The sequence below is a fragment of the Aeromonas sp. 2692-1 genome, from assembly GCF_013085505.1.
Taxonomy (GTDB): Bacteria; Pseudomonadota; Gammaproteobacteria; order Enterobacterales; family Aeromonadaceae; genus Aeromonas; species Aeromonas hydrophila.
Window position 1 is genome coordinate 3,901,952 of sequence record NZ_CP038513.1, and the last position, 22,925, is coordinate 3,924,876.

Here is a 22,925-nt window from a genome sequence, read left to right on the forward strand (position 1 = left end):
ATGGATAAAAAACGCCCAGCCAAGGGGCCGGGCGGAGCATGCCACCTCCGTGTGGCGTATCCAGCGGATACATTCATGCTCCATCCAGCAATATCAACCCTTGGGCGATTACACAAATATCAATTTAACATGCTGATTTAATATGGTTTTATTTCACGTTTCTGGCACACTGCGGCCGCAATCCCGCCCTGGCGCCCCGCAGAACAAGATCCTGATCACATTTATTCAAGGTTGCCGCTTTTTTCGGCACGGACTCTGAGGAACGTTTTTTATGCAGTTGGTCCTCTCCCTGCTTCAACAGATGAGCGTCAGCCTGGTCATCGCCTACCTCTTTTCCAAGAGTCCGCTGCTGCGTCCGCTGGCCAACTATTCGGTCAGGCTGCCTCACAAGGTGCTCATCTACATTACCTTCTCCTGCTTCTGCATTCTCGGCACCTATGTGGGGCTGGACATCGACGACGCCATCGCCAATACCCGCGCCGTCGGCGCCGTGCTGGGCGGGCTGCTGGGAGGCCCACTGGTGGGCTTTCTGGTGGGGCTGACCGGCGGCCTGCACCGCTATACCCTGGGCGGCTTCACCGATCTCGCCTGCGCCATCTCCACCACCTGCGAGGGGCTGCTGGGCGGGCTGGTGCACTGGCGGCTGATGCGGGCGGGCAAGATGGACGCCCTGTTCGAGCCACGCATCGCCTTCTTCACCACCCTCTACGCCGAGATCATGCAGATGGTGATCATCCTCTTGGTGGCCACGCCATTCGATAAATCCCTGCTGCTGGTGCGTACCATCGCCACCCCGATGATCCTGGCCAACTCCTGTGGCGCCGCGCTCTTCATCAGCATGATCCGCGACCAGCAGCAGATGTACGAGAAGTTCTCCCGGGTCTTCTCCGCCAAGGCGCTCAATATCGCCAACCGCACCGTCGGCATCATGAGCCAAGGCTTCACCCCAGAGGCCAGCCACAAGATTGCCCGCATCATCCAGGAGGAGACCGGGGTCGGCGCCGTCGCCATCACGGATACCGACAAGATCCTCGCCTTCATCGGCATCGGCGAGGATCACCACCAGCCTGGCACCCCCATAACCTCGGCCATCACCATGCAGGCCATCGCCCGCAACAAGGTGCTGTTTGCCGACGGCAACAGCCAGCCCTACCGCTGCAGCATCTCGCCCCAGTGCCAGCTCGGCTCCGTGCTGGTGATCCCGCTGCACGGCGACGAGGGGGTGATCGGCACCATCAAGCTCTATGAGCCCAAGAAACGGCTGTTTCTCAAGATCAACCATACCCTGGGAGAAGGGATTGCCAACCTGCTCTCCCAGCAGTTGCTGACCGGCCGGCTGGAGCAGCAGCAGCGACTGCTGGTGCAATCCGAACTCAAGCTGGTGCAGGCCCAGATCAATCCCCATTTTCTGTTCAACACCCTCAACACCATCAGCGCCATCACCCGGCGCGAACCGGAGCGGGCGCGCCAGCTGCTGCTGCACCTCTCCCTGTTCTTTCGCAAGAACCTCAAGCGTCAGAGCGGCCTGGCCACCCTGCAGGAGGAGCAGGAGCACTGCCAATCCTATCTGGAGATCGAACTGGCCCGCTTTGGCGACCGGCTGACGGTGCAAAACGAGATCTCGCTGGCCCTCGCCGACCTCAAGCTGCCGAGCTTCACCCTGCAGCCCCTCATCGAGAACGCCATCAAGCACGGCATCTCCACCCTGCTGGAGCAGGGGCACATTCGCCTCTACACCGAGCAGACGGCAGAGCGGGTCACCATTCACGTGGAGGACAATGCCGGCACCTGGCAGGAGAAACCGGCCGGCGACGGGCTCGGCATGACCCTGGTGGACCGGCGCCTCAAGAGCGCCTTCGGCAACCGCTATGGCCTGAGCGTCAGTTGCGAGCCAGACTGCTGGACCCGGGTCTCCGTCACCCTGCCAAGGGAATTGCCATGATCCGGCCGCCGTCCCACACCATCTTCACGCACTACCCCAACCACGCAGGAGAACCCCATGATCCGCACCCTCATCGTCGATGACGAGCTTTACGCCCGCGAGGAGCTGATGCAGCACCTGGCCGCCGAGCCCGATATCGAACTGCTGGGGGCGGCTGCCAACGCCATCGAGGCGCTGCCGCTTATTCAGCGGCTCAAACCCGACGTGGTGTTTCTTGACATCCAGATGCCCAAGCTCAGCGGCATGGCGCTGGTGGCCATGCTCGATCCCCTGCCCCGCATCGTCTTTGTCACCGCCTTTGATGAGTACGCCATCCAGGCGTTCGAGGAGAACGCCTTCGACTACCTGCTCAAACCGGTGGAGCCGGCCCGCCTCGCCAAGACGCTGGCGCGACTCAGGCAAGATCTCAGCCCCCAGCCCATGACGGCGATCGCCCCCGCCATTCGCCACATCCCTGGCTACCTGCACAACCGGGTACGGCTGCTGCCCATCGAACAGGTGGAGTACGCCTTCTCCGATCTCGGCGGGGTGCACGTGGCGAGCCAGGGCGAGCTGTTTCATACCCAGCTCACCCTCAAATCGCTGGAGGAGAAGACCCCGCTGCTGCGCTGCCACCGCCAGTACCTGGTGGCCCCGGCCGCCATCTTCGAGATCCGGCTGCTGGAGAACCAGCTGGCGGAGATAGTGACGCCGAGCGGCGCCCAGGTGCCGGTCAGCCGCCGTTACCTGAAGGAGTTGAAGGAGATGCTGGGGCTGGAGTAAGCCCCACGATGTGAGCCGGATCACGAGCGCCGACCGCTCGGTCCGCCATATGACCGCTCATGCCGTTTCACCTGCCGTCAACAGAGCAAGCCCCTACACTGGCCGCGCACACCCAACAATAACAAAGCAGGAGCGTAGCAATGATCTGGTTCTTCCTCTGTGTCGGCTTACTTGTGGCCGGCTATTTCGTATACGGCAAATTCATCGAACGGATATTCGGCCCCAAGCCGGAGCTGAAAACCCCCGCCATCACCATGGCGGACGGGGTGGACTATGTCCCCATGTCGGACAAGAAGGTCTATCTGGTTCAGCTGCTCAACATCGCCGGCGTCGGCCCCATTTTCGGCCCCATCCTGGGCGCCCTCTACGGTCCGGTCGCCATGCTCTGGATCGTGTTCGGCTGCATCTTCGCCGGTGCGGTGCACGACTACTTCTCCGGCATGCTGTCGGTACGCGCCAAGGGCGCCTCGGTACCGACCGTGGTCGGTGAACACCTCGGCACCACCGCCAAGCACTTCATGAACCTGTTCGCCGTGGTGCTGTTGATGCTGGTGGGCGTGGTGTTCGTGCTGAGCCCGGCAGGCCTTCTGGCCAACCTCACCTCCACCGATCTGGTCTACTGGATTGCGGCCATCTTCGCCTACTACATCCTGGCGACCATCGTCCCCATCGACAAGATCATCGGCCGTTTCTACCCCATCTTCGGTGCGCTGCTGGTGTTCATGTCGGTCGGCCTCATCATCGGCCTCATCGTCTCCGGCAAAGGCTTCTACAACACCGGGATGGATTTCTCCAACCTGCACCCGACCGAGCTGCCGCTCTGGCCGCTGCTCTTTATCACCATCGCCTGCGGCGCCGTGTCGGGCTTCCACGCCACCCAGTCACCGCTGATGGCGCGCTGCATGCAAAACGAGAGCTCCGGCCGCTTCATCTTCTACGGCGCCATGATTGGTGAAGGGATCATCGCCCTCATCTGGTGCACCCTGGGTCTCTCCTTCTACGACAGCACCGAGGCGCTCAACGCCACCCTGGCCAGCGGCGGCCCCTCTGCCGTGGTGCACGAGGTCTCCACCAGCCTGCTCGGCACCGTCGGCGGCATCCTGGCCATCCTCGGCGTGGTGATCCTGCCCATCACCTCCGGTGACACCGCGTTTCGCAGTGCCCGCCTCATCGTCGCGGACTTTCTGAAACTGACCCAGAAGCCCATGGCCAAGCGACTGCTCATCGCCATCCCCATGTTTATCCTCGGTTTCATCATCTCCAAGGCCGAATTCGGGGTGATCTGGCGCTACTTCGGCTGGGCCAACCAGACCACCGCGGTGATGATGCTGTGGGCGGCGGCGGCCTACCTCGCCAAAGAGGGCAAGCTGCACTGGGTCTGCACCATTCCCGCCATGTTCATGACCGCCGTGGTGTTCACCTACCTGGCCAACGCCCCCATCGGGTTCGGGCTGGAGATGGGCGTCTCCACCATGATTGGACTGGCCAGCACCCTGATCGTCACGGTGGCCTTCCTGGTGAAATTCAGGCCCGCGCTGATCAACAAGCCCAGCGAAAGTTGATCCACGCCAACCATGTCAAAAAAGGAGCCGTCAGGGCTCCTTTTTTTGCTGAACATTTCCCTTCAGCAATGCCATACTCCCAGCGTAAGTCCTTGTCATGGATACGACTTTACGGACTTGCCCCCAACAACATCAGCGTCTGTTTTGACAACTTGGAAACCACTTAAGCTTCAGTACAACAAAACAACTTAAGATTTCGGGCCCGACAGGAGGGAAATCAGGTGGCTGACTGCCTTGCAGAGCCCTGATCCCAATGACAATGCGGTGCGTCAAGCCAGCGGAGGCGTAAATGGCACTCGATTATTTTGCTCTTGGTCTGCTTTTTTTTGTGGGTTTGGTCATTTTTTATGGGGTCATCGTCATTCACGACATTCCCTATGAAATAGCCAAACATCGTCAACACCCCCATCAGGACGCCATTCACGTGGCCGGCTGGGTCAGTCTGTTCACCCTGCACGTGCTGTGGCCCTTCCTCTGGATCTGGGCCACCCTCTATCGTCCCGAGCGGGGCTGGGGCTTCAACCAGCGGCTGCAGCAGGATGAAGATGATATCCAGCAGCTCAAACAGGAGCTGGCCGACCTCAAGGCCCGCCTCAATACCATCGAACAGACCGAGCAACAGGGATAAATCATGGACCTGCTACTGATCCTGACCTACACGGCCGTCTGCGTGGCCATCTTCAAAATTTTCCGCATTCCGCTCAACAAGTGGACCGTGCCTACCGCTGCGCTGGGCGGCGTGCTGCTCATCGGCACCCTGATCATGCTGATGAACTACAACCATCCCTACTCCGAGATGGCGCGCAACTACTATGTCTCCACCCCGATCGTGCCGCTGGTCAAGGGCCGGGTCATCGAGGTGCCGGTACAGGCCAACCAGCCGGTGAAGAAGGGCGATGTGCTGTTTCGCCTGGATGCCGCCCCCTTCCAGTTGAGGGCGGACAGCCTGACGGCGCGGGTTGAATCCAACCGCAACCACCTCAAATCCATCGAGGCCAGGCTGCGCTCCGCCAAGCTCGACCGGGATCGCGCCAGCGACCTGATGCGTCGCGGTGTCGGCAAGCAGCGCGACCTCGACGTCACCCAGGCCAACGTGGATGACATCGTGGCCCAGATCGAGCAACAACAGGCGACGCTGGAAGATCTGCAGGCCCAGCTTGACGAGGCCAGGTATCAGGTCGCGCAGACCGTGGTCTATGCCCCGAGCGACGGCCACGTGGTGCAGCTGGCCCTGCGCCCCGGCATGATAGCCACCCCCTTCATGTACCGCCCGGTGATGACCTTCATTCACAAGAATGAGAACGCTTACGTGGGCTGGTTCTGGCAGAACAGCATGCAGCGTCTGGCGGTGGGCGATGAGGCCGAAGTGGTGATCGACGGCATCCCCGGCAAGATCTTCCAGGGCCAGGTGACCGCCGTGATCCCGGCCATCGCCGCCGGCAATGTGCAGGCCAACGCCGGCCTGCTGGATCAGGCCAGTGCCGTTCAGCCGGGCCGCCTGCCGGTGCTCATCTCCATCACCGACCCCGAATGGCCCAAGTATCAGGTGATCGCCGGGGCCAGCGGTCAGGCCGCCATCTACACCAAGCACTTCCACCATGTCTCGGTGATGCGCAAGGTGCTGCTGCGCATGGCCAGCTGGATGAACTACGTCTTCCCCTTCCACTAAGCGAAGACGTCATCGCCAGCGGGCCGGCACCATGCCGGCCCGCTGTTTTTTGGCGCCAAGATCCCTATAATGGCGCCATCCTGCACCACCCCATATCGATACCCCCAAGCCTGCATGTTCGTTCTCAGACCCTATCAGACCGACGCCGTCAACGCCGTGATCAGCCACTTTCGTCAGCACTCGGATCCCGCCGTGGTGGTGCTGCCCACCGGGGCCGGCAAGAGTCTGGTGATCGCCGAGCTGGCCCGCAAGGCGCGCGGCCGGGTGCTGGTGCTGGCCCACGTCAAGGAGCTGGTGGAGCAGAACCACGCCAAGTACGAGGCGTGGGGGCTCAAGGCCGATATCTTCGCCGCCGGGCTCGATCGCAAAGAGGCGAGTGCCCAGGTGGTGTTTGGTTCGGTGCAGTCGGTGGCGCGCAATCTGGCTGCCTTCGACGGGGCGTTTTCGCTGCTCATCATCGATGAGTGCCACCGGGTCTCGCTCGATGACGACAGCCAATACCATCAGGTGATCGAGCATCTCAAGGCTGCCAATCCGGCCCTCAAGATCCTCGGCCTCACCGCTACCCCCTATCGGCTGGGGCTGGGCTGGATCTACCGGCGCCACTACCACGGCATGGTCAAGAGCCACGGCGAGCGGCTGTTCGGTGACTGCGTGTTCGAGCTGCCGCTGCGCTTCATGGTCAAAAACGGCTATCTGACGCCGCCCAGGCTGGTGGATGCCCCCATCGTCCACTATGACTTCAGCAAGCTGGTGGCGCGGGAGAATGGCCTGTTCAGCGAGGCGGATCTCAACGGCGAGCTCAAGCGCCAGCAGCGGGTCACCCCCCATATCCTGAGCCAGGTGCTGGAGTATGCCGCCGACCGGCAGGGGGTGATGATCTTCGCCGCCACTGTCGAACATGCCAGCGAAATTCACGGCCTGCTGGGCGCCAGAGGCCAGCAGGCAGCCCTTATCACCGGCGAGACGCCGGGGCCGGAGCGCGATGCCCTCATCAACGCCTTCAAGGCGCGCGAGCTCAAGTTTCTGGTCAACGTGGCGGTGCTCACCACCGGCTTCGACGCCCCCCACGTGGATCTCATCGTGATGCTGCGCCCCACCGAGTCGGTGTCGCTCTACCAGCAGATCGTGGGTCGGGGCCTGCGCCTCTCACCGGGCAAGGAGGATTGTCTGGTGCTCGACTATGCGGGCAACAACTTCAACCTGTTCGCCCCCGAAGTGGGGGAGCCGCGCCCCCACGCCGGTACCGAGCCGGTGCAGGTGCCCTGCCCCGCCTGCGGCTTTGCCAACACCTTCTGGGGCAAGACCGACGAGGATGGCAAGGTGATCGAGCACTACGGCCGCCGCTGTCAGGGGCTGTTTGAAGATGACGAGGGCCATCGCGAGGAGTGCGACTACCGCTTTCGCGCCAAGATCTGCCCCGCCTGCGGCAGCGAAAACGACATCGCCGCCCGCCGCTGCCAGAGCTGCGATCAGCTGCTGGTGGACCCTGACGACAAGCTCAAGGAGGCGCTCAATCTCAAGGACTGCATGGTCATTCGCTGCGCCGGTTTGACGCTGAGTGCCGGGCGTGGCAAACAGGGGGAGCGGCTGGAGGTGGTCTATCACGATGAGGATGGTCTCACCCTCAATGAGTACTTCGGATTTCACTCCCAGGGTGCACGGCGCTTGTTTCAACAGGTCTTTGTGCGTCATCATTGGCCCGCCCCGGGTCTGGAACCCGAATTTGCCACCCTGGCGAGTGTGCTGGCGGCGCAAAGCCAGTTCCGCCATCCCGATTTCGTCATCGCCCGCAAAGCGGGGCGGTTCTGGCAGATAAAAGAGAAGATTTTTGATTATGAGGGTCGCTATCGCACCGCCAACTCGATGGCGTGATGGCCAGTGGCGACCGGCATAAATCGTATGAATTGCTTTGCCACGGTCGATCCCGCATCGGCGGGTGAGACAAGGTTGAATTGTCAGGGCCGGCACCACTGCCGGGCCCTTCGTCACGTTTAGAGGATGTTATGCAGCGGCTGTTGATTGGTTTTTGTGCTCTCTTTTCCCTGGCGGCCCAGGCCGCCCCGCTGACGCCCCCTGAGGGTGGCCAGTACGCCATCATAGTGCAGGGCAACAACGGGGTTGAATTTGCCCGCCATGCGGATCAGATGATCGCCCCCGCCTCCACCATGAAGGTACTCACCGCGCTGGCGGCCCGTCTCGAGCTCGGTGCCGACTTCCGCTTTGCCACCGACATTCAGGCTCAGCCCGGCGCCAAGCAGGGTGATGCCATCAATGGCGACATCTGGATCAACTTCGTCGGCGACCCCACCCTCTCCCGCATGGACCTGCTGGCCCTGTTCAAGCAGCTCGGCGTGAACCGCATCAAGGGCAACGTCTACGTCAACACCGGCGCCTACAACGGTTACGAGCGCGGCAACGGATGGTCGTGGGGGGATCAGACCCTCTGTTTCGCCGCCCCGGTCTCCTCGGTCATCATCGACAAGAACTGCGCCTACGGCACCATCACCGCCACCCAGATTGGCAAACCGGCCACCGGCAACGTGGCCACCGGCGTGCCCATCGGCATCGGTGCCGACAACGTGGAGGTAATGAGCTATGGCGACATGGCGCGCCAGTTCTGCGCACTGGAAGTGGACATGGCCAAGGGCAACTTCTACGAGCTCAAGGGCTGCATCACCCCGAACAAGGAGCCACAGGGGCTGCGCTTCGCCATCCACGATGTGGAGGCCTGGGGTTGGGACAACATCCGCTGGGCCATGGACCGTGCCGGCATCAAGCATGACGGCCTGCTGCGGGTGACCCACAAGTCGCCGGACAATGCCGAGACGCTGGGCACCCACTACTCGGTCTCATTGCCGGTGATGCTGGCCAAGATGCTGAAAAAATCCGACAACCTCTATGCCGATACTTTCCTGAAGACCGTCGGTCGCCATTACTACAACAAGCCGGGCAGCTATCGCAGCGGCACCATGGCGGTGCGCGCCATCCTGACCAAGAATGGCATCGATCTGGGCAACGCCACTCTAGCCGACGGCTCCGGCCTCTCCGCCCACAACCTCATCAGCGCCCGCCAGATGCTGTCGGTGCTGAACTTCATCCAGAAAAATGACGCGGAGCTTGGTCTCATCAAGCTGCTGCCGAGCTCCCAGGTGGACGGCACCCTGGCCTGGCGGCGCAGCGTCACCGCCCCCATGATGAAGAACAAGGTGCACGCCAAGACCGGCACCATCACCGGCACCTCCAACCTGGTGGGCTTCATCGACACCGCTGGCGGCCAGCGCAAGGCCTTCGTGATGTTCCAGCGCGGCCTGTCGCAGGATCCGGCGACCCACGAGCGCTACCGCGCCAGCAAGGCCGCCTGGCCCTGGACCGTGTTCGAGAAGGGAGTGCTGGAGAGCATCTATCAGCAGCAGCCGATCCAGATCGCCGATCAGGGTTGAGCTGCCGCAAGGTGATTGATGATGACGGCCGGCGACGCGCGCCTTATCGAAGATGGCGAACGGCCGTATCGACAATTTCCACTTTGACTAGTCACGAGGCGGGGCTATCCTGTCCCCAGCCTCATATGAATGGAGAGAGAACATGTTTGCAGTGATTTTTGGTCGTCCCGGTTGCCCCTATTGTGTCCGTGCCAAGCAGATTGCCGAGCAGCTGGTTGAACAGCGTGACGATTTCAAATTCCGCTACGTGGACATCCACGCCGAAGGCATCACCAAGGAAGATCTGGCCAAGAGCGCCGGCAAGCCGGTCAATACCGTGCCGCAAATCTTCCTGGACGAGCAGCACATCGGTGGCTGCACCGATTTCGAAGCCTATGCCAAAGAGAACCTGGGTCTCTACCAGTAAGCTCACGTTGTGAAAAGGCGCCGTCAGGCGCCTTTTTTTATGGTCAATGGTCAGCCTCAGCCGGCAACCGGGGTGAAACGGCTCACCACGTCTCCCTGATGCTCGATCCACTCCATGAACATGGCCACCGGGCGGGCGTAGACGGCGCCATCCTGCTCGCTCTGGTAGATCACCAGCTGCTCCCCGGTTTCGGTGTGCAGGGCCAGGGTCAACACCTGATAATACCCACCCTTGAAATGGCGGTAGCGACCAACTGCGGGGGCTTGCATGGGAACTCCTTCGATATCGACGCCGGGCGGCGCCAGCATGGCGCACAGACCACATGCTCTGCTTTTTGGGCCGGCGCCGACAAAAATAATGACATTTTTCACGCAAGCCAATCGTGCCAGCGAGAGTGAATATTTCAACACAGTCGGGTAGCTTTGTTAATCAGCCCCTCATCTTTCACTGGTGAAACTCGGTTACCACAAACGATCGTGCTGAATTTAACGTTTTGGCAACCCTGTTTTAGGGCTAAAAATCAGGGAATTCTACTAAAAAGAGGATTGTTCTAGCATTCAATTCTGTGAAGAATAGGGGAAAAGAAATTTGATACTAAAAAACGCCTTTTTCGCCAACGCGCCCCCAGGGGAAGGAATCACAGTCACCATGTTCACTATCGACAAGTCGCACAAGCTCGACGATGTCTGCTATGACATCCGCGGCCCGGTGCATAAAGAAGCTCGCCGTCTCGAAGACGAAGGCCACCGCATCATCAAGCTCAACATCGGCAACCCGGCCCCGTTCGGTTTCGATGCACCGGAAGAGATCATCAAGGATGTGATCCTCAACATGCCGCTCAGCCAGGGCTACTGCGACTCCAAGGGGCTGTTCTCGGCCCGCAAGGCGGTGATGCAGTACTACCAGCAGAAAGGGATGCGCAAGGTCGACATCGACGACATCTACATCGGTAACGGCGCCAGCGAGCTCATCGTGATGGCGATGCAGGCGCTGCTCAACAACGGCGACGAGATGCTGGTGCCCTCCCCCGACTATCCGCTGTGGACTGCGGCAGTGACCCTCTCCGGCGGCCATGCGGTGCACTACCGCTGCGACGAAGGGGCCGACTGGTATCCGGACCTCGACGACATCCGCGCCCGCATCACCCCGCGCACCCGCGGCCTGGTGCTGATCAACCCCAACAATCCGACTGGCGCCGTCTACGGCAGCGAGTTCCTGCTGGAAGTGATCGAGATCGCCCGCCAGCACAACCTCATCATCTTCGCCGACGAGATCTACGACAAGATCCTCTACGACGACATCTCCCACACCAGCGTCTGCACCCTGTGCGACGATGTGATGGTGGTGACCTTCAACGGCCTCTCCAAGGCCTACCGTGCCTGCGGCTTCCGTCAGGGCTGGATGGTCATTACCGGTCCCAAGGGCCGTGCCAAGGGCTATATCGAGGGGCTGGAGATGCTGGCCTCCATGCGGCTCTGTGCCAACGTGCCGATGCAGCACGCCATCCAGACCGCTCTGGGTGGCTATCAGAGCATCAACGAGCTGATCCTGCCGGGCGGCCGCCTGCGCCGCCAGCGCGACAAGGCGTGGGAACTGCTCAACGACATTCCGGGCGTCTCCTGCGTCAAGCCCAAGGGGGCGCTCTACATGTTCCCGCGCCTTGACCCCAAGGTGTACGACATCCGCGACGACCAGAAGATGGTGTTCGATCTGCTGCAGCAGGAAAAATTGCTGCTGGTGCAGGGCACCGGCTTCAACTGGCCGGCGCCGGATCACTTCCGGCTAGTGTTCCTGCCCCGGGAAGAGGAGCTGGAAGAAGCCATCGGCCGTCTCGCCCGCTTCCTCAAGGGCTACAAGCAGTAAGCAAGACTCATGAAAAAGGCTCCCGCGGGAGCCTTTTTGTTGTCTGTCGTTTTCTAGCCGCGCCATCAGCCGTGCAGCAAGGCACCGGCCACCAGCACCGCCATGGTGATGAGAGCCACCCCGATGATGAAGGGCAGCACCCAGCGCACGAAGCGATCGTAGGGGATCTTGGCGAGCGCCAGCCCCGCCACCAGATGGGCGGCGGTGGGGGCGAACAGGTTGATCCAGCCGGAGGCGGACTGATAGGCGGTGATCACCAGATCCCGGGAGATGCCGGAGAAGTCTGCCAGCGGCCCCATCAGCGGCATGGAGACGGTCGCCAGCCCCGAGGTGGAGGGGATGAAGAAGCTCAGGATGATGTGCACCAGATAGGCCATCAGGATGAACACCGACGATGACAGCCCGCTCACCAGCCCCTCGGCCCAGTGCAGTATGGTGTCGATGATGACCCCATGCTCCATCACCACATAGATGCCGCGCGCCACCGCCACCACCAGCGCCACCCCGATGAGGTCCCGAGCGCCGCTCAGGAAGGTCGCCACATAGTTGGACTCCGGCATCCGGTTGATCAGCGCGATCAGGATGGAGGCGCTGAAGAACAGGGTGGAGAGCTCGTCAAACCACCAGCCCAGGGTGGGCAGCAGGTCGATGCCCAGATCCGACCAGGGCACCACCGCATAGATCATCAGCAGGAAGGTGCCGAAGAAGACCAGCATGGTGAGCTTCTGCTTGCCGCTGAAGGCGAGGTTGCCGCTCTTCATCTGGGAGAACTCGTCGTCATAGGTGATGTCGGCCAGCACGGAGCGGGATTTGTCCTGCTGCACCTGCTTGGCGTAGCGCATCACGAACCAGGAGGCGAAGATCACCAGCAGCAGCCACTGCACAACCCTAAGGCCAATCCCCTCACCGATGGGAATGCCGGCAAAACCGGAGGCGATGCCGGTGGCAAACGGGTTGACGGTGGAGGCGAGCACCCCGACCCCGGAGCCGAGCAGGATGATCCCCGCCGCCACCATACGATCGAAGCCCGCAGCCATCATCACCGGCACGATCAGTGCCCAGAAGGCCACCGTCTCCTCCGCCATGCCGAAGGTGGAGCCGCCCAGGGCAAACAGGGCGATCAGCACAGGGATCAGCAGCCGCTCGCGCCCGGCAAAGCCACGCACAATGGCGCCGACACCGGCATCCAGTGCCCCGCTCTGCATGGTCACCGCCAGGAAACCACCGATGATGAGCACGAACAGCGCCACGTCGGCTGCCTTGTGAAAGCCCTGGATGGGCGCCTTGAGCACATCGAATACCCCCTGCGGTTGGGAGGGGAGCTCGGTGTAGCTGCCGGGCACCGGCAATAGCCGCTCGTCGCCGCTGTAGTTGGCCACGGCCGCCGCCGCAATCGGCTGCTGGGTCTTGGCCGTCACGTAGTTGTATTTGCCCGCCGGCAGCACCCAGGTCAGGGCCGCCATCAGAGCGATGATGATGAAAAGCAGGGTATAGACAGTGGGGAGTTGGCGCTTTTTGGGCGCTTCATGTGGAGTGGTCATAGCTTCCGTACCTCGGCAATGCCGTCATGTGATCCGATCACCGCCAGACTAGCGGGTTTGATATGGGAAAAAGGTGATCGCGGATAATAAAATTCCGCAACTTAGCGGGATTTTTGCCAAAAAAACAGGGCCCCGCGGGGCCCTGTTTTCACTTGGGTCAGACTCAGAGCTCGACCACATCGAATTTCACGTCCGGATTCACATCCGCATCGTAATTGACCTCGTCCAGCCCGAAACCGAACAGGCGCAGGAACTCCTGCTTGTAACCGGTGTAGTCGGTCAGTTCGGAGAGGTTCTCGCTGGTGATGGACGGCCACAGGTCGCGGCAGGTCTGCTGCACGTCTTCACGCAGCTCCCAGTCATCCATGCGGATGCGAGCCTGATCGTCCAGCGCCATGTCGGCAGCGTAGAGACGGGTGCGCATCATGCGGTCCACCTGCTCCATGCAGCCCTCGTGAATGCCCTTCTCCTTCATGATCTTGAAGGCCATGGAGATATAGAGCGGCATCACCGGAATGGCGGAGGAGGCCTGGGTCACCACGGATTTGAGCACGGCCACGTGGGCGGTGCCGCCCTTGGCAGCCAGATCGCCACGGATGGCGGCGGCGGCGCGGTCCAGATCTTCCTTGGCGCGGCCCAGGGTACCGTGCCAGTAGATTGGCCAGGTCAGATCGGTGCCGATGTAGGAGTAAGCCACCGACTTGGCGCCGTCGGCCAGTACGCCGGCATCGCGCAGGGCAGCCATCCACAGCTCCCAGTCCTGACCGCCCATGACGGTGATGGTGTTCTGGATCTCTTCCTCATTCGCCGGCTCGACGGTGGCGGTGATGATCTGATCCTTGTTGGTGTCGATGGCGGTGGTGGTGTAGACCTCACCGATGGGTTTCAGAGCAGAGCGCACCACTTCGCCGGTATCCGGCAGTTTGCGCACCGGCGAGGCCAGGGAGTAGACCACCAGATCAATCTGACCCAGATCCTGCTTGATGAGCTCGATCACCTTGGCGCGGCATTCGTTGGAGAAGGCATCGCCGTTGATGCTCTTGGCGTAGAGACCCGCCTCTTTGGCGGCCTTGTCGAAGGCAGCAGAGTTGTACCAGCCGGCGGTGGCAGTCTTGGTCTCGCTGCCGGCTTTTTCGAAGAAGACACCGAGGGTGGCAGCGCCGGAGCCAAAGGCGGCGGCAATGCGGGAAGCCAGGCCATAACCGGTGGAAGCGCCGATCACCAGCACCTTCTTGGGACCATTTTCGATGGTGCCCTTGGCCTTTGTATAAGCGATCTGGCGACGAACATTGGCTTCACAACCGACCGGGTGAGTGGTGGTGCAGATAAAGCCGCGAACCTTGGGTTTGATGATCATATGGGGTCTCGGATCCGTTTAATGGATGAAATCGGGGCATAAGATACCTCATCTTGCCGCGATAAGGTGCTCTGATGTGTTGAATCGCAGGGAAAATGAACAGAGCGTGGGACAAATGCCGCCCAAGGGGCCTGCCGTCAGCCCGCCGGAGCAGGACCGACCTTCCCACCCCTCTGCACGGCTTGCCAACATGACAAGATCAATAATGACAAAACAAACAATTAACCCTGATGGCTGAGGCGACGACCAAACAACCTGTACTAGTATTCAGCCGGTCGGGTATTGTCATGAAAGGCCTCACCAGGGTCTTAACAAGGAGCTCCGCCATGTTTTGGAATCGCACGGGTAAAAGTGAACAGAGTGAACAAGCGGCACAGATCGCAGAACTTGGCGCCTTTGAGCAGGCCATCCAGTCACAGGTTCCCTATATCGAGTTCACCCCGGAGGGGGTGGTCACCTTCGTCAACGATCGTTTTCTCGCCATCGTGGGTTACGCCCGGGAGGAGGTGATCGGCAAGCACCACAGCGCCCTCTGCTTTCCCGAGGACGTGAAAACCCGCGAATATGAGCTGCTGTGGCAAGATCTGCGCAGGGGAGAGTCGCGTAACGGCCGTTTCATCCGGCAGGCCAAATCGGGCAAGGCGGTCTGGCTCGAAGCCAGCTACTTCCCGATCCTCCTCGATGGCAAGGTGATCAAGGTGGCCAAGGTGGCCTCCAACGTCACCGAACAGCAATCCACCCTGGAGCGCACTCAGGCGCTGCTGGCGGCACTGGACAAATCCCTGGCCGTCATCGACTTCCAGCCCGATGGCACCGTCATCACCGCCAACCAGAATTTCCTGCACTGCTTCGGCTACCGGCTGGACGAGGTGGTGGGCCAGTCCCACCGCATGTTCTGTGACGAGGCCTTCTATCAGCAGAATCCCAACTTCTGGCGGGATCTGGGGACGGGCTCCATCCAGTCGGGGCTCTTCATGCGCCGTGGCCGCCATGGCGAGAAGATCTGGCTGGAGGCCACCTACAACCCCATCTTCAACCATGAGGGCAAGGTGATCAAAATCATCAAGCTGGCGAGCAACATCAGCGAGCGGGTGGAAAAGTCAATCTCGGTGCGCGAAGCGGCCCAGAAGGCCTGCGCCATCGCCGGAGAGACGGTGCTGAGCGCCGCCAGGGGACGGGAGGTGATCGACAAGGTGCTGGAAACCTCGGCCCACATCAACAGCTCGGTCAGTGAAGTCAGCCGGCAGATAGAGAACCTCAACCAGCAATCCAGAAGCATAGAATCCATCATCTCGACCATCAGCAGCATCGCGGATCAGACCAACCTGCTGGCGCTCAACGCCGCCATCGAGGCGGCCCGCGCCGGCGAGCAGGGCCGCGGGTTTGCGGTGGTGGCCGATGAAGTGCGCCAGCTGGCGGCGCGAACCTCCACCTCCACCGGCGAGATAGTCTCCGTCATCCGGCTCAACTCCGACATCACCTCCAGGATCACCCAGACCGTCTCGGTGGTATCGGACAAGGCGATGGCGGGCCAGGCCCAGGCCGACATCATCGCCGGCGTCATTCAGGAGATCATCGAGGACGCCAACTCGGTGTCGGACACCGTCAAAGGCCTCTCCATCTAGGGCCTCGCCATCACAACACACGGGGCCAGGCCCCGTATTTTTCTTCCGATCAAAGCGTCAATCCCGCCCCGACAGATAGTGCCTGGCCTCCTCGTCGGCCTGCTGCAGGGCGCACTCCCACAGCTCGGCGATGCAGAGCCCCTCCTCGCCCACCGCTTCCTCTTCCAGCGCCTCCAGTGCCCGTGCATCGGCCAGGGTGAAGGGATGGTGGCCAAGCAGCAGTCGCGCCTGCGCCAATAACCTCATGTCACTCATGATCACGCTCCTCGCTGCTACTTGCCCTGACTGTAGTCAATTTGTGGCCGTCACGGGCCTGTGGTGGCCGCCGGCATTCGCACACGCCTAGCCGGCAGCTGTCCCACCGCGATCCCCAGCAGCACGGCGCCACAGGCCACCCATTGCAAGGCGTTGAGGGTCTCTCCCAGCAGCAGATAGGCCAGCAGCAGGGTGAACACCGGGATGAGATTGACGTAGGCCGCCGCCAGCGTCACCTTCACCTGGGTCACCGACCAGTTGTAGAGCAGGTAGGCCCCCAGGGTCACGCAGGCGCCGAGAAAGACGATGACCGCCATGTCCTGCCAGACCCAGGCCGTCGGCCAGGGTTCGCCAAAGGCAAAGGGGGCGAAGAAGAGGGTGCCGACGAAGGCCTGCAACGCAGTCAGGGTCAACACGCTGTAGCGGCTGCAGAGCTTCTTGAACACCACCGAGTAGGTGGCGGCGCAGAACATGGCCGCCATCTCCAGGCTGTTGCCAAGCAGGGCATTGGGGGCAAATTCATCCGCCCCGCTGCCAAAGCCGAGCAGCGCGATGCCGAAGATGGCGATGGCAAAGCCGAGCAACTGACGGCGGCTCACCCGCTCGCGGATCAGCACGAAGGCCACCAGCGCCACGATGAGCGGCAACAGGGCACAGACCATGCCGGCCTGACCGGCACTGGTGTAGCGCAGGGCGTTGACCTCCAGCAGGAAATAGAGACAGGGCTCCAATGCCCCCATCAACGCCAGCCAGCGCCAGTCCCCTTTCTGATAGCGGAAATTGCCGAGATAGCGGTAGCAGCACAGCCAGCAGAGCGCCGCCACGCTCATGCGCATGAACAGCACCTGACCGAAGCCCCAGACCCCCAGCACGTGCTTGAGCGCGATGAAGGAGCTGGACCAGAGCAGCATCGCCAGGGTCAGGGTAAAAATGGGTAAAGGGCGCACGTTTCCTCCATGAAATTGGCTATTTGAATAATAACCATGCGGCCTTGCGGTTGTTAAAAGGCACCTAAAATCAGATAATACCGCCGCCTTCACACCGGATAACCAACCTGCAATGACTGAGTACCTGCTTTTATTGGTCGGCACTGTGCTGATTAACAACTTCGTGCTGGTGAAATTCCTCGGCCTGTGCCCCTTCATGGGCGTCTCAGGCAAGCTGGAAACCGCCATCGGCATGGGGCTGGCGACCACCTTCGTGATGACCCTGGCCAGCGCCTGTTCCTATCTGATGGAACACTATATCCTGATCCCGTTGAACATCGCCTACCTGCGCACGCTCGCCTTCATTCTTGTGATCGCCGTCGTGGTTCAGTTTACCGAGATGGTTATCCGCAAAAGCAGCCCTACCCTCTATCGTCTGCTGGGCATTTTCCTGCCGCTCATCACCACCAACTGCGCCGTGCTGGGGGTGGCCCTGCTCAGCATCAACGAGCACCACAACTTCATCCAGAGCATCATCTACGGCTTCGGCGCCGCCACCGGTTTCTCGCTGGTGCTGATCCTGTTTGCCGCCATGCGTGAACGTCTGGTGGCCGCCGACGTCCCAACCCCGTTTCGCGGCGTCTCCATCGCCATGATCACCGCCGGCCTGATGTCGCTGGCCTTTATGGGCTTTACCGGCCTCATCAAGATATAGCGCTATGACTCACATACTCTTTGCCGTTCTGGTGTTGGCGCTGCTGGCTCTGGCCTTCGGCATCATCCTGGGCTTTGCCGCCGTCAAATTTCATGTGGAAGCCGATCCCATCGTCGATCAGCTCGACGCCCTGCTGCCGCAAACCCAGTGCGGCCAGTGCGGCTACCCGGGCTGCAAGCCCTACGCCGAGGCGCTGGCCAATGGCGACCAGATCAACAAGTGCGTGCCAGGTGGCGATGCCACCATGCGCAAGATTGCCGACCTGATGGGGGTCGAACCCCAGCCGCTGGGTGGCGCCGAGGCCGCCGCCCCCATCAAGAAAGTCGCCTTCATTCATGAAGATCAATGCATCGGCTGCACCAAGTGCATCCAGGCCTGTCCGGTCGATGCCATCGTCGGCGCCACCAAGGCGATGCACACCGTCATTGCCGACGAGTGCACCGGCTGCGATCTCTGTGTCGATCCCTGCCCGACCGACTGTATCGAAATGATCCCGGTGCCGACCACGGTCGACAACTGGAAGTGGGATCTGGCCAACGTCGCCATTCCGGTCAAGATAGTGGAATAAGTAACCATGCAGTCCTTACTCGAACGCATCAAAGCCGGCACTCTGTGGGATTTTCACGGCGGCATTCACCCTCCCGAGAACAAAGACCAATCCAGTCTCACCCCGGTGGTGGACGCGGGTCTACCGCCCCAGCTCATCATCCCGGTGCGCCAGCACGCGGGCCCGGCCGGCGACCTGCTGGTGCGGGTCGGCGACAAGGTCAAGAAAGGCCAGCCGCTCACTCGCCATGACAAGGGGCGTTTCGTGCCGGTGCACGCCTCCACCTCCGGCACCATCACCGCCATCGGTCACCACACGGTGGCCCACCCCTCCGGTCTCGACGATCTCTGTATCACCCTCACCCCGGATGGCGAAGATGCCTGGGGCGAGCGTCAGGGCCGCAGCGACTACTGGAATCTGGAGCGGGGCGAGCTGCTCGAGCGCATCCAGCAGGCCGGTATCGCGGGCCTCGGCGGCGCCGTGTTTCCGACCCACAGCAAGCTCGATGGCCGCGGTCAGCTCACCGAGATCCTGATCGTCAACGGGCTGGAGTGCGAACCCTACATCACCACCGATGACCGGCTGATGCAGGAGTATGCCGACGAGATCATGGACGGCATCCGGGTACTCAAGCACCTGCTCAAACCCAAGCTGACCCTGATCGGGGTGGAAGACAACAAGCCGGCCGCCATCGGTGAGCTGACCCGTCATGCCACAGACGAAGACGTACTGGTCAAGACGGTGCCCACCAAGTATCCCTCGGGCGGCGCCAAGCAGACCATCGAGCTGCTCACCGGCCGCCAGGTTCCCAAGGGGGGCCGCGCCGTGGACATGGGCATCATGGTGCTCAACGTGGCCACCGTGTTTGCCATCAAGCGCGCCATCATCGACGGCGAACCGCTCATCTCCCGCATCGTCACCCTCACCGGCGACACCTTCAAGAAACCGGGCAATGCCTGGGTACTGCTGGGCACCCCGGTGCGCTGGCTGCTGCAGCGTTTCGAGCTGCAACCCGAGGCGGATCAGCGGGTGATCATGGGCGGCCCCATGATGGGCTTCACCCTGCCCCACGCCATGGTGCCGGTGGTCAAGGCCACCAACTGCCTGCTCTCCCCCACCCGGGCCGAGCTGCCGCCGCCCGGTCCGGAGCAGGCCTGCATTCGCTGCAGCGCCTGTGCCGACGCCTGTCCGGCCAACCTGCTGCCGCAAGAGCTCTACTGGTACAGCCGGGCCAAGGAGTACGACAAGGCCGAGGGGCTCAACCTGTTCGACTGCATCGAGTGCGGCGCCTGTGCCTGGGTCTGCCCGAGCGAGATCCCGCTGGTGCAGTACTACAAGATTGCCAAGGATGACATCCGCGAGGCGCGCGCCGAGGCCGAGAAGGCCGAGCGCGCCAAGCAGCGCTTCGAGGCCAAGCAGGCCCGCTTCGAGCGGGAAAAAGCCGCCCGCGAAGCCCGTCATGCCGAGGCTGCCGCCCAGCGTCGCCAGGCCATGACGGCGGCCGGCGGAGAAGATCCGGTGGCCGCGGCACTGGCCCGCATCAAGGCCAAACAGGACGCAGCACCCGTTGGTGCCAGCGAACTCGCGCCGGACAACAGCGCCATGATTGCCGCCCGCGAGGCGCGCAAACAGGAGGCCATCGCCCGCCGCGCCGCCAAGGCGGCCGCCAGCGAGCCCGGTTCGGACCAGGCCGATGCACCGGCAGCGGACGGGCAGGATGCCAAGAAAGCGGCGATTGCGGCGGCACTGGCACGTGCCAAGGCCAAAAAAGCGGCTCAGGAGCCAGGCGAAGCAGTGGTGGCGGATACCCCTGCTGCTGCGCCTCAGCCTGACTCAGCTGCCGACACGGATCCCAAGAAGGCCGCCATTGCTGCCGCCATCGCCCGCGCCAAGGCCAAAAAAGCCGTCAGCACGCAAGGTGATGAAGCGGCTGCGGATAGCCCTGTAGGCGCGCCCCAGTCTGACACCGCCGCCGACACGGATCCCAAGAAGGCGGCTATCGCTGCTGCCATTGCCCGTGCCAAGGCCAAGAAGGCCGCTCAGGCGCAAGGGGACGCAGCCGTGACCGAAGGTGAAGAGGCCGCCGTGGCAGTCCCTGCAACGGCGCCGCAGCCTGACTCAGCCGCCGACGCGGATCCCAAGAAGGCGGCCATCACGGCAGCCATTGCCCGAGCCAAAGCCAAGAAGGCCGCTCAGGCGCAAGGGGACGCAGCAGTGACCGAAGGTGAAGAGGCCGCCGTGGCAGCCCCTGCCGCAGCGCCGCAGCCTGACTCAGCCGCCGACGCGGATCCCAAGAAGGCAGCCATTGCTGCCGCCATCGCCCGTGCCAAGGCCAAGAAGGCCGCTCAGGCGCAAGGTGAGGAGGCCGTTGCCAAGCCCGCAGAGGTGCAAGACGAGGAGGCCACAGCCAAGCCCGAGGTGACCACCGTGGCGGCACCGGCTGCCGATGCGTTGCAGCCAGCCGCCGATGCGGATCCCAAGAAAGCGGCCATTGCCGCCGCCGTGGCCCGTGCCAAGGCCCGCAAACTGGCGGCCGAGGCAGCAGCCCAGGCCTCTCCTTCTCCATCGACCGACAAGAGCCACTGATCCATGTTCAATATCGCGAGTGCGCCGTTTGCCCACAACCGCAAACAGACCCAAACCCTGATGTTGCTGGTGATCCTGGCCTGCCTGCCCGGTTTTCTGGCGCAGAGCTGGTTCTTTGGCTGGGGCACCCTGATCCAGATCCTGCTGGCGCTGGTCACGGCGCTGGGCTCGGAGGCGCTGGTGCTGCGCCTGCGCGGACGCCCCGTCAAACCGGCCCTGCTGGATGGCAGCGCGGCCCTGACCGCCGTGCTGATCGGCCTCTCCCTGCCGCCACTGCTGCCCTGGTGGATGCTGGTGCTGGGCACGGCGTTTGCCATCATCATCGCCAAACACCTCTATGGCGGGCTCGGCCAAAACCTGTTCAACCCCGCCATGGTGGCCTATGTGCTGCTGCTGGTCTCCTTCCCGGTGCAGATGACCAGCTGGCTGCCACCCTCCAGCATCGCCGCCTATGACATCGGCTTTGGCGATGCGGCCTCGGTGATCTTCACCGGCTTCAGCCTCGACGGTTACAGCATGGCGCAGCTCAAGCAGGGGGTGGATGGGCTGACCATGGCCACGCCGCTCGACACTCTGAAAACCGGGCTGACTCAGGGCCTCACCGCCGGCGAGGTGATGACCCACACCGTATTCGAAGGCTGGGGCGGCATCGGCTGGAGCTGGGTCAACCTCGGCTACCTGCTGGGCGGCCTGTTCCTGCTGCAGCAGAAGGTGATCAACTGGCGCATTCCGGGGGCCATCCTCGGCGCCTTGCTGCTGGCGGCCACCCTGGGTTATCTGATGACCCCGGATGCCACCGCCACTCCCATGTTCCACCTGTTCAGCGGCGCCACCATGCTGGGGGCCTTCTTCATCGCCACCGACCCGGTGAGTGCCAGCACCACCCCGCGCGGCCGCCTGGTCTATGGCGTGCTCATCGGCGTGCTGGTCTATGTCATCCGCCGCTTTGGTGGCTACCCGGATGCTTTCGCCTTTGCCGTGCTGCTGGCCAACCTGTGCGTACCGCTGATCGACAGCCTGACGCGTCCCAAGGTCTATGGGGCTCGTCGCAAATGAACCTGGCGCACACCTCACCCTCAGGAATGATGCAATGTTAAAGAGCATGCGCAAAAACGGCGTCACTCTCGCCCTGTTTGCCCTCGCCTGCACCGCCGTGGTGGTGCTGACCAACGAGCTGACCCAGGGGCGGATCGCCCATCAGCAGCAGCTGGAGAAGCTGCGCACCCTCTCCGCCCTGCTGCCGGAGGGGAGCTATGACAACGATCTGGTCGCCAGCTGCAAGCTGGTGCAGAGCCGACGCTATCTGGGCAGCGATCAGTCCATGCCGCTCTACACCGCGACCAAGCAGGGCGAAATCACCGGCTATGCGCTGGAAACCGTCGCCCCCGACGGCTACAGTGGGGCCATTCGCCTCATCGTGGGCACCGATGCCAAGGGCGCCGTGAGCGCGGTGCGGGTATTGGCCCACAAGGAAACCCCCGGCCTTGGCGACAAGATCGAGCTGAAGAAGTCGGACTGGATCAACAGCTTCGTCGGCAAGTTTCTCAGCCACGACAATGAAGCCAGCTGGGCCGTGAAGAAAGACGGCGGCGAGTTCGACGCCTTCACCGGTGCCACCATCACCCCCCGGGCCGTGGTCAAGGCGGTGAAAAACCTGTTGCTGCTGCAACAGGAGCACCCAGAGTTGCTGCGCGACGCCCCCGCCTGTGACGCCACCCCCTAACGC

At 62.3% G+C, this 22,925-nt stretch carries 20 protein-coding genes; 15 read left to right on the forward strand and 5 right to left on the reverse strand.

What is annotated here, in order from left to right; translation table 11 throughout:
• The first annotated feature begins 271 nt into the window (after positions 1–271).
• The 8 genes from E5E97_RS18205 to E5E97_RS18240 all read left to right on the forward strand — a co-directional run bounded on the left by E5E97_RS18205 (position 272) and on the right by E5E97_RS18240 (position 9,784).
• Positions 272–1,942, forward strand: a complete 1,671-nt coding sequence (locus E5E97_RS18205) for a sensor histidine kinase (protein WP_171280717.1) — start codon at positions 272–274, stop codon at positions 1,940–1,942.
• A 57-nt stretch (positions 1,943–1,999) separates the two neighbouring features.
• Entirely contained in the window at positions 2,000–2,704 is a 705-nt protein-coding gene (gene btsR / locus E5E97_RS18210; protein WP_171280718.1) for a two-component system response regulator BtsR, read from the forward strand.
• Positions 2,705–2,844: 140 nt separating this feature from the next.
• Complete coding sequence (locus E5E97_RS18215; protein ID WP_029300373.1) at positions 2,845–4,266, forward strand: carbon starvation protein A; 1,422 nt, start codon at positions 2,845–2,847, stop codon at positions 4,264–4,266.
• A gap of 289 nt (positions 4,267–4,555) precedes the next feature.
• Positions 4,556–4,894 carry a DUF3302 domain-containing protein gene (locus tag E5E97_RS18220; protein WP_011706438.1) on the forward strand — a complete coding sequence of 113 codons (339 nt, stop codon included), beginning with the start codon at positions 4,556–4,558 and terminating at the stop codon, positions 4,892–4,894.
• A gap of 3 nt (positions 4,895–4,897) precedes the next feature.
• Positions 4,898–5,935 carry an HlyD family secretion protein gene (locus E5E97_RS18225; protein ID WP_171280719.1) on the forward strand — a complete coding sequence of 346 codons (1,038 nt, stop codon included), beginning with the start codon at positions 4,898–4,900 and terminating at the stop codon, positions 5,933–5,935.
• 114 nt (positions 5,936–6,049) lie between these two features.
• The gene (locus tag E5E97_RS18230; RefSeq protein ID WP_171280720.1) at positions 6,050–7,810 is read left to right on the forward strand and encodes a DEAD/DEAH box helicase; all 1,761 of its coding nucleotides are present in this window, start codon (positions 6,050–6,052) and stop codon (positions 7,808–7,810) included.
• A 131-nt stretch (positions 7,811–7,941) separates the two neighbouring features.
• The gene (gene dacB / locus E5E97_RS18235; RefSeq protein ID WP_039214542.1) at positions 7,942–9,378 is read left to right on the forward strand and encodes a D-alanyl-D-alanine carboxypeptidase/D-alanyl-D-alanine-endopeptidase; all 1,437 of its coding nucleotides are present in this window, start codon (positions 7,942–7,944) and stop codon (positions 9,376–9,378) included.
• A gap of 142 nt (positions 9,379–9,520) precedes the next feature.
• On the forward strand, positions 9,521–9,784 hold the full coding sequence (locus E5E97_RS18240; RefSeq protein WP_010633640.1) for a GrxA family glutaredoxin: 264 nt from the start codon (positions 9,521–9,523) through the stop codon (positions 9,782–9,784).
• A gap of 56 nt (positions 9,785–9,840) precedes the next feature.
• Here the strand turns inward: E5E97_RS18240 and E5E97_RS18245 are convergent, their stop codons facing one another.
• A complete protein-coding gene (locus E5E97_RS18245; protein WP_017408079.1) occupies positions 9,841–10,053 on the reverse strand; it encodes a DUF1653 domain-containing protein in 213 nt (70 codons plus the stop codon).
• A 379-nt stretch (positions 10,054–10,432) separates the two neighbouring features.
• On the opposite strand from E5E97_RS18245, the gene E5E97_RS18250 reads away from it, so the two are divergent.
• Positions 10,433–11,647: a pyridoxal phosphate-dependent aminotransferase gene (locus E5E97_RS18250; RefSeq protein WP_011706443.1), complete on the forward strand. Its 1,215-nt coding sequence runs from the start codon at positions 10,433–10,435 to the stop codon at positions 11,645–11,647.
• A gap of 65 nt (positions 11,648–11,712) precedes the next feature.
• Here the strand turns inward: E5E97_RS18250 and E5E97_RS18255 are convergent, their stop codons facing one another.
• Both E5E97_RS18255 and fabV read right to left on the reverse strand, forming a co-directional pair.
• Positions 11,713–13,188 (reverse strand): YfcC family protein, encoded by a 1,476-nt coding sequence (locus E5E97_RS18255; protein WP_171280721.1) that lies wholly within the window; start codon positions 13,186–13,188, stop codon positions 11,713–11,715.
• A gap of 163 nt (positions 13,189–13,351) precedes the next feature.
• Positions 13,352–14,545 carry an enoyl-ACP reductase FabV gene (fabV, locus tag E5E97_RS18260; protein ID WP_171280722.1) on the reverse strand — a complete coding sequence of 398 codons (1,194 nt, stop codon included), beginning with the start codon at positions 14,543–14,545 and terminating at the stop codon, positions 13,352–13,354.
• 326 nt (positions 14,546–14,871) lie between these two features.
• On the opposite strand from fabV, the gene E5E97_RS23700 reads away from it, so the two are divergent.
• Positions 14,872–16,170, forward strand: coding sequence for a PAS domain-containing methyl-accepting chemotaxis protein (locus E5E97_RS23700; protein ID WP_171280723.1), 1,299 nt, complete (start codon positions 14,872–14,874; stop codon positions 16,168–16,170).
• 57 nt (positions 16,171–16,227) lie between these two features.
• Here the strand turns inward: E5E97_RS23700 and E5E97_RS18270 are convergent, their stop codons facing one another.
• Entirely contained in the window at positions 16,228–16,425 is a 198-nt protein-coding gene (locus E5E97_RS18270) for a hypothetical protein (RefSeq protein ID WP_016351100.1), read from the reverse strand.
• A gap of 50 nt (positions 16,426–16,475) precedes the next feature.
• Positions 16,476–17,372 carry a DMT family transporter gene (locus E5E97_RS18275; RefSeq protein WP_043123731.1) on the reverse strand — a complete coding sequence of 299 codons (897 nt, stop codon included), beginning with the start codon at positions 17,370–17,372 and terminating at the stop codon, positions 16,476–16,478.
• A gap of 112 nt (positions 17,373–17,484) precedes the next feature.
• On the opposite strand from E5E97_RS18275, the gene rsxA reads away from it, so the two are divergent.
• Genes rsxA through rsxG form a run of 5 tightly spaced genes read left to right on the forward strand, consistent with a single transcriptional unit; the run spans position 17,485 to position 22,922 of the window.
• Positions 17,485–18,066 carry an electron transport complex subunit RsxA gene (rsxA, locus tag E5E97_RS18280; protein WP_005302262.1) on the forward strand — a complete coding sequence of 194 codons (582 nt, stop codon included), beginning with the start codon at positions 17,485–17,487 and terminating at the stop codon, positions 18,064–18,066.
• Between the two features lie 4 nt (positions 18,067–18,070).
• Positions 18,071–18,634, forward strand: coding sequence for an electron transport complex subunit RsxB (gene rsxB, locus E5E97_RS18285; RefSeq protein ID WP_011706450.1), 564 nt, complete (start codon positions 18,071–18,073; stop codon positions 18,632–18,634).
• Between the two features lie 6 nt (positions 18,635–18,640).
• On the forward strand, positions 18,641–21,199 hold the full coding sequence (gene rsxC, locus E5E97_RS18290; RefSeq protein WP_171280724.1) for an electron transport complex subunit RsxC: 2,559 nt from the start codon (positions 18,641–18,643) through the stop codon (positions 21,197–21,199).
• Positions 21,200–21,202: 3 nt separating this feature from the next.
• Positions 21,203–22,255, forward strand: coding sequence for an electron transport complex subunit RsxD (gene rsxD / locus E5E97_RS18295; RefSeq protein WP_029302759.1), 1,053 nt, complete (start codon positions 21,203–21,205; stop codon positions 22,253–22,255).
• A 34-nt stretch (positions 22,256–22,289) separates the two neighbouring features.
• A complete protein-coding gene (gene rsxG / locus E5E97_RS18300) occupies positions 22,290–22,922 on the forward strand; it encodes an electron transport complex subunit RsxG (RefSeq protein WP_016351104.1) in 633 nt (210 codons plus the stop codon).
• Positions 22,923–22,925 lie beyond the last annotated feature (3 nt).

What these genes read in the sequence shown, in the direction of transcription:
- E5E97_RS18215 (WP_029300373.1), top strand. Translation starts at nt 2,845, where the DNA reads ATGATCTGGTTCTTCCTCTGTGTCGGCTTACTTGTGGCCGGCTATTTC.
- E5E97_RS18240 (WP_010633640.1), top strand. Translation starts at nt 9,521, where the DNA reads ATGTTTGCAGTGATTTTTGGTCGTCCCGGTTGCCCCTATTGTGTCCGT.
- E5E97_RS18225 (WP_171280719.1), top strand. Translation starts at nt 4,898, where the DNA reads ATGGACCTGCTACTGATCCTGACCTACACGGCCGTCTGCGTGGCCATC.
- E5E97_RS18230 (WP_171280720.1), top strand. Translation starts at nt 6,050, where the DNA reads ATGTTCGTTCTCAGACCCTATCAGACCGACGCCGTCAACGCCGTGATC.
- E5E97_RS18270 (WP_016351100.1), bottom strand. Translation starts at nt 16,425, where the DNA reads ATGAGTGACATGAGGTTATTGGCGCAGGCGCGACTGCTGCTTGGCCAC.
- E5E97_RS18205 (WP_171280717.1), top strand. Translation starts at nt 272, where the DNA reads ATGCAGTTGGTCCTCTCCCTGCTTCAACAGATGAGCGTCAGCCTGGTC.
- rsxD (WP_029302759.1), top strand. Translation starts at nt 21,203, where the DNA reads ATGTTCAATATCGCGAGTGCGCCGTTTGCCCACAACCGCAAACAGACC.
- E5E97_RS23700 (WP_171280723.1), top strand. Translation starts at nt 14,872, where the DNA reads ATGTTTTGGAATCGCACGGGTAAAAGTGAACAGAGTGAACAAGCGGCA.
- btsR (WP_171280718.1), top strand. Translation starts at nt 2,000, where the DNA reads ATGATCCGCACCCTCATCGTCGATGACGAGCTTTACGCCCGCGAGGAG.
- rsxC (WP_171280724.1), top strand. Translation starts at nt 18,641, where the DNA reads ATGCAGTCCTTACTCGAACGCATCAAAGCCGGCACTCTGTGGGATTTT.
- rsxG (WP_016351104.1), top strand. Translation starts at nt 22,290, where the DNA reads ATGTTAAAGAGCATGCGCAAAAACGGCGTCACTCTCGCCCTGTTTGCC.
- E5E97_RS18255 (WP_171280721.1), bottom strand. Translation starts at nt 13,188, where the DNA reads ATGACCACTCCACATGAAGCGCCCAAAAAGCGCCAACTCCCCACTGTC.
- E5E97_RS18250 (WP_011706443.1), top strand. Translation starts at nt 10,433, where the DNA reads ATGTTCACTATCGACAAGTCGCACAAGCTCGACGATGTCTGCTATGAC.
- dacB (WP_039214542.1), top strand. Translation starts at nt 7,942, where the DNA reads ATGCAGCGGCTGTTGATTGGTTTTTGTGCTCTCTTTTCCCTGGCGGCC.
- E5E97_RS18245 (WP_017408079.1), bottom strand. Translation starts at nt 10,053, where the DNA reads ATGCAAGCCCCCGCAGTTGGTCGCTACCGCCATTTCAAGGGTGGGTAT.
- E5E97_RS18220 (WP_011706438.1), top strand. Translation starts at nt 4,556, where the DNA reads ATGGCACTCGATTATTTTGCTCTTGGTCTGCTTTTTTTTGTGGGTTTG.
- rsxA (WP_005302262.1), top strand. Translation starts at nt 17,485, where the DNA reads ATGACTGAGTACCTGCTTTTATTGGTCGGCACTGTGCTGATTAACAAC.
- rsxB (WP_011706450.1), top strand. Translation starts at nt 18,071, where the DNA reads ATGACTCACATACTCTTTGCCGTTCTGGTGTTGGCGCTGCTGGCTCTG.
- fabV (WP_171280722.1), bottom strand. Translation starts at nt 14,545, where the DNA reads ATGATCATCAAACCCAAGGTTCGCGGCTTTATCTGCACCACCACTCAC.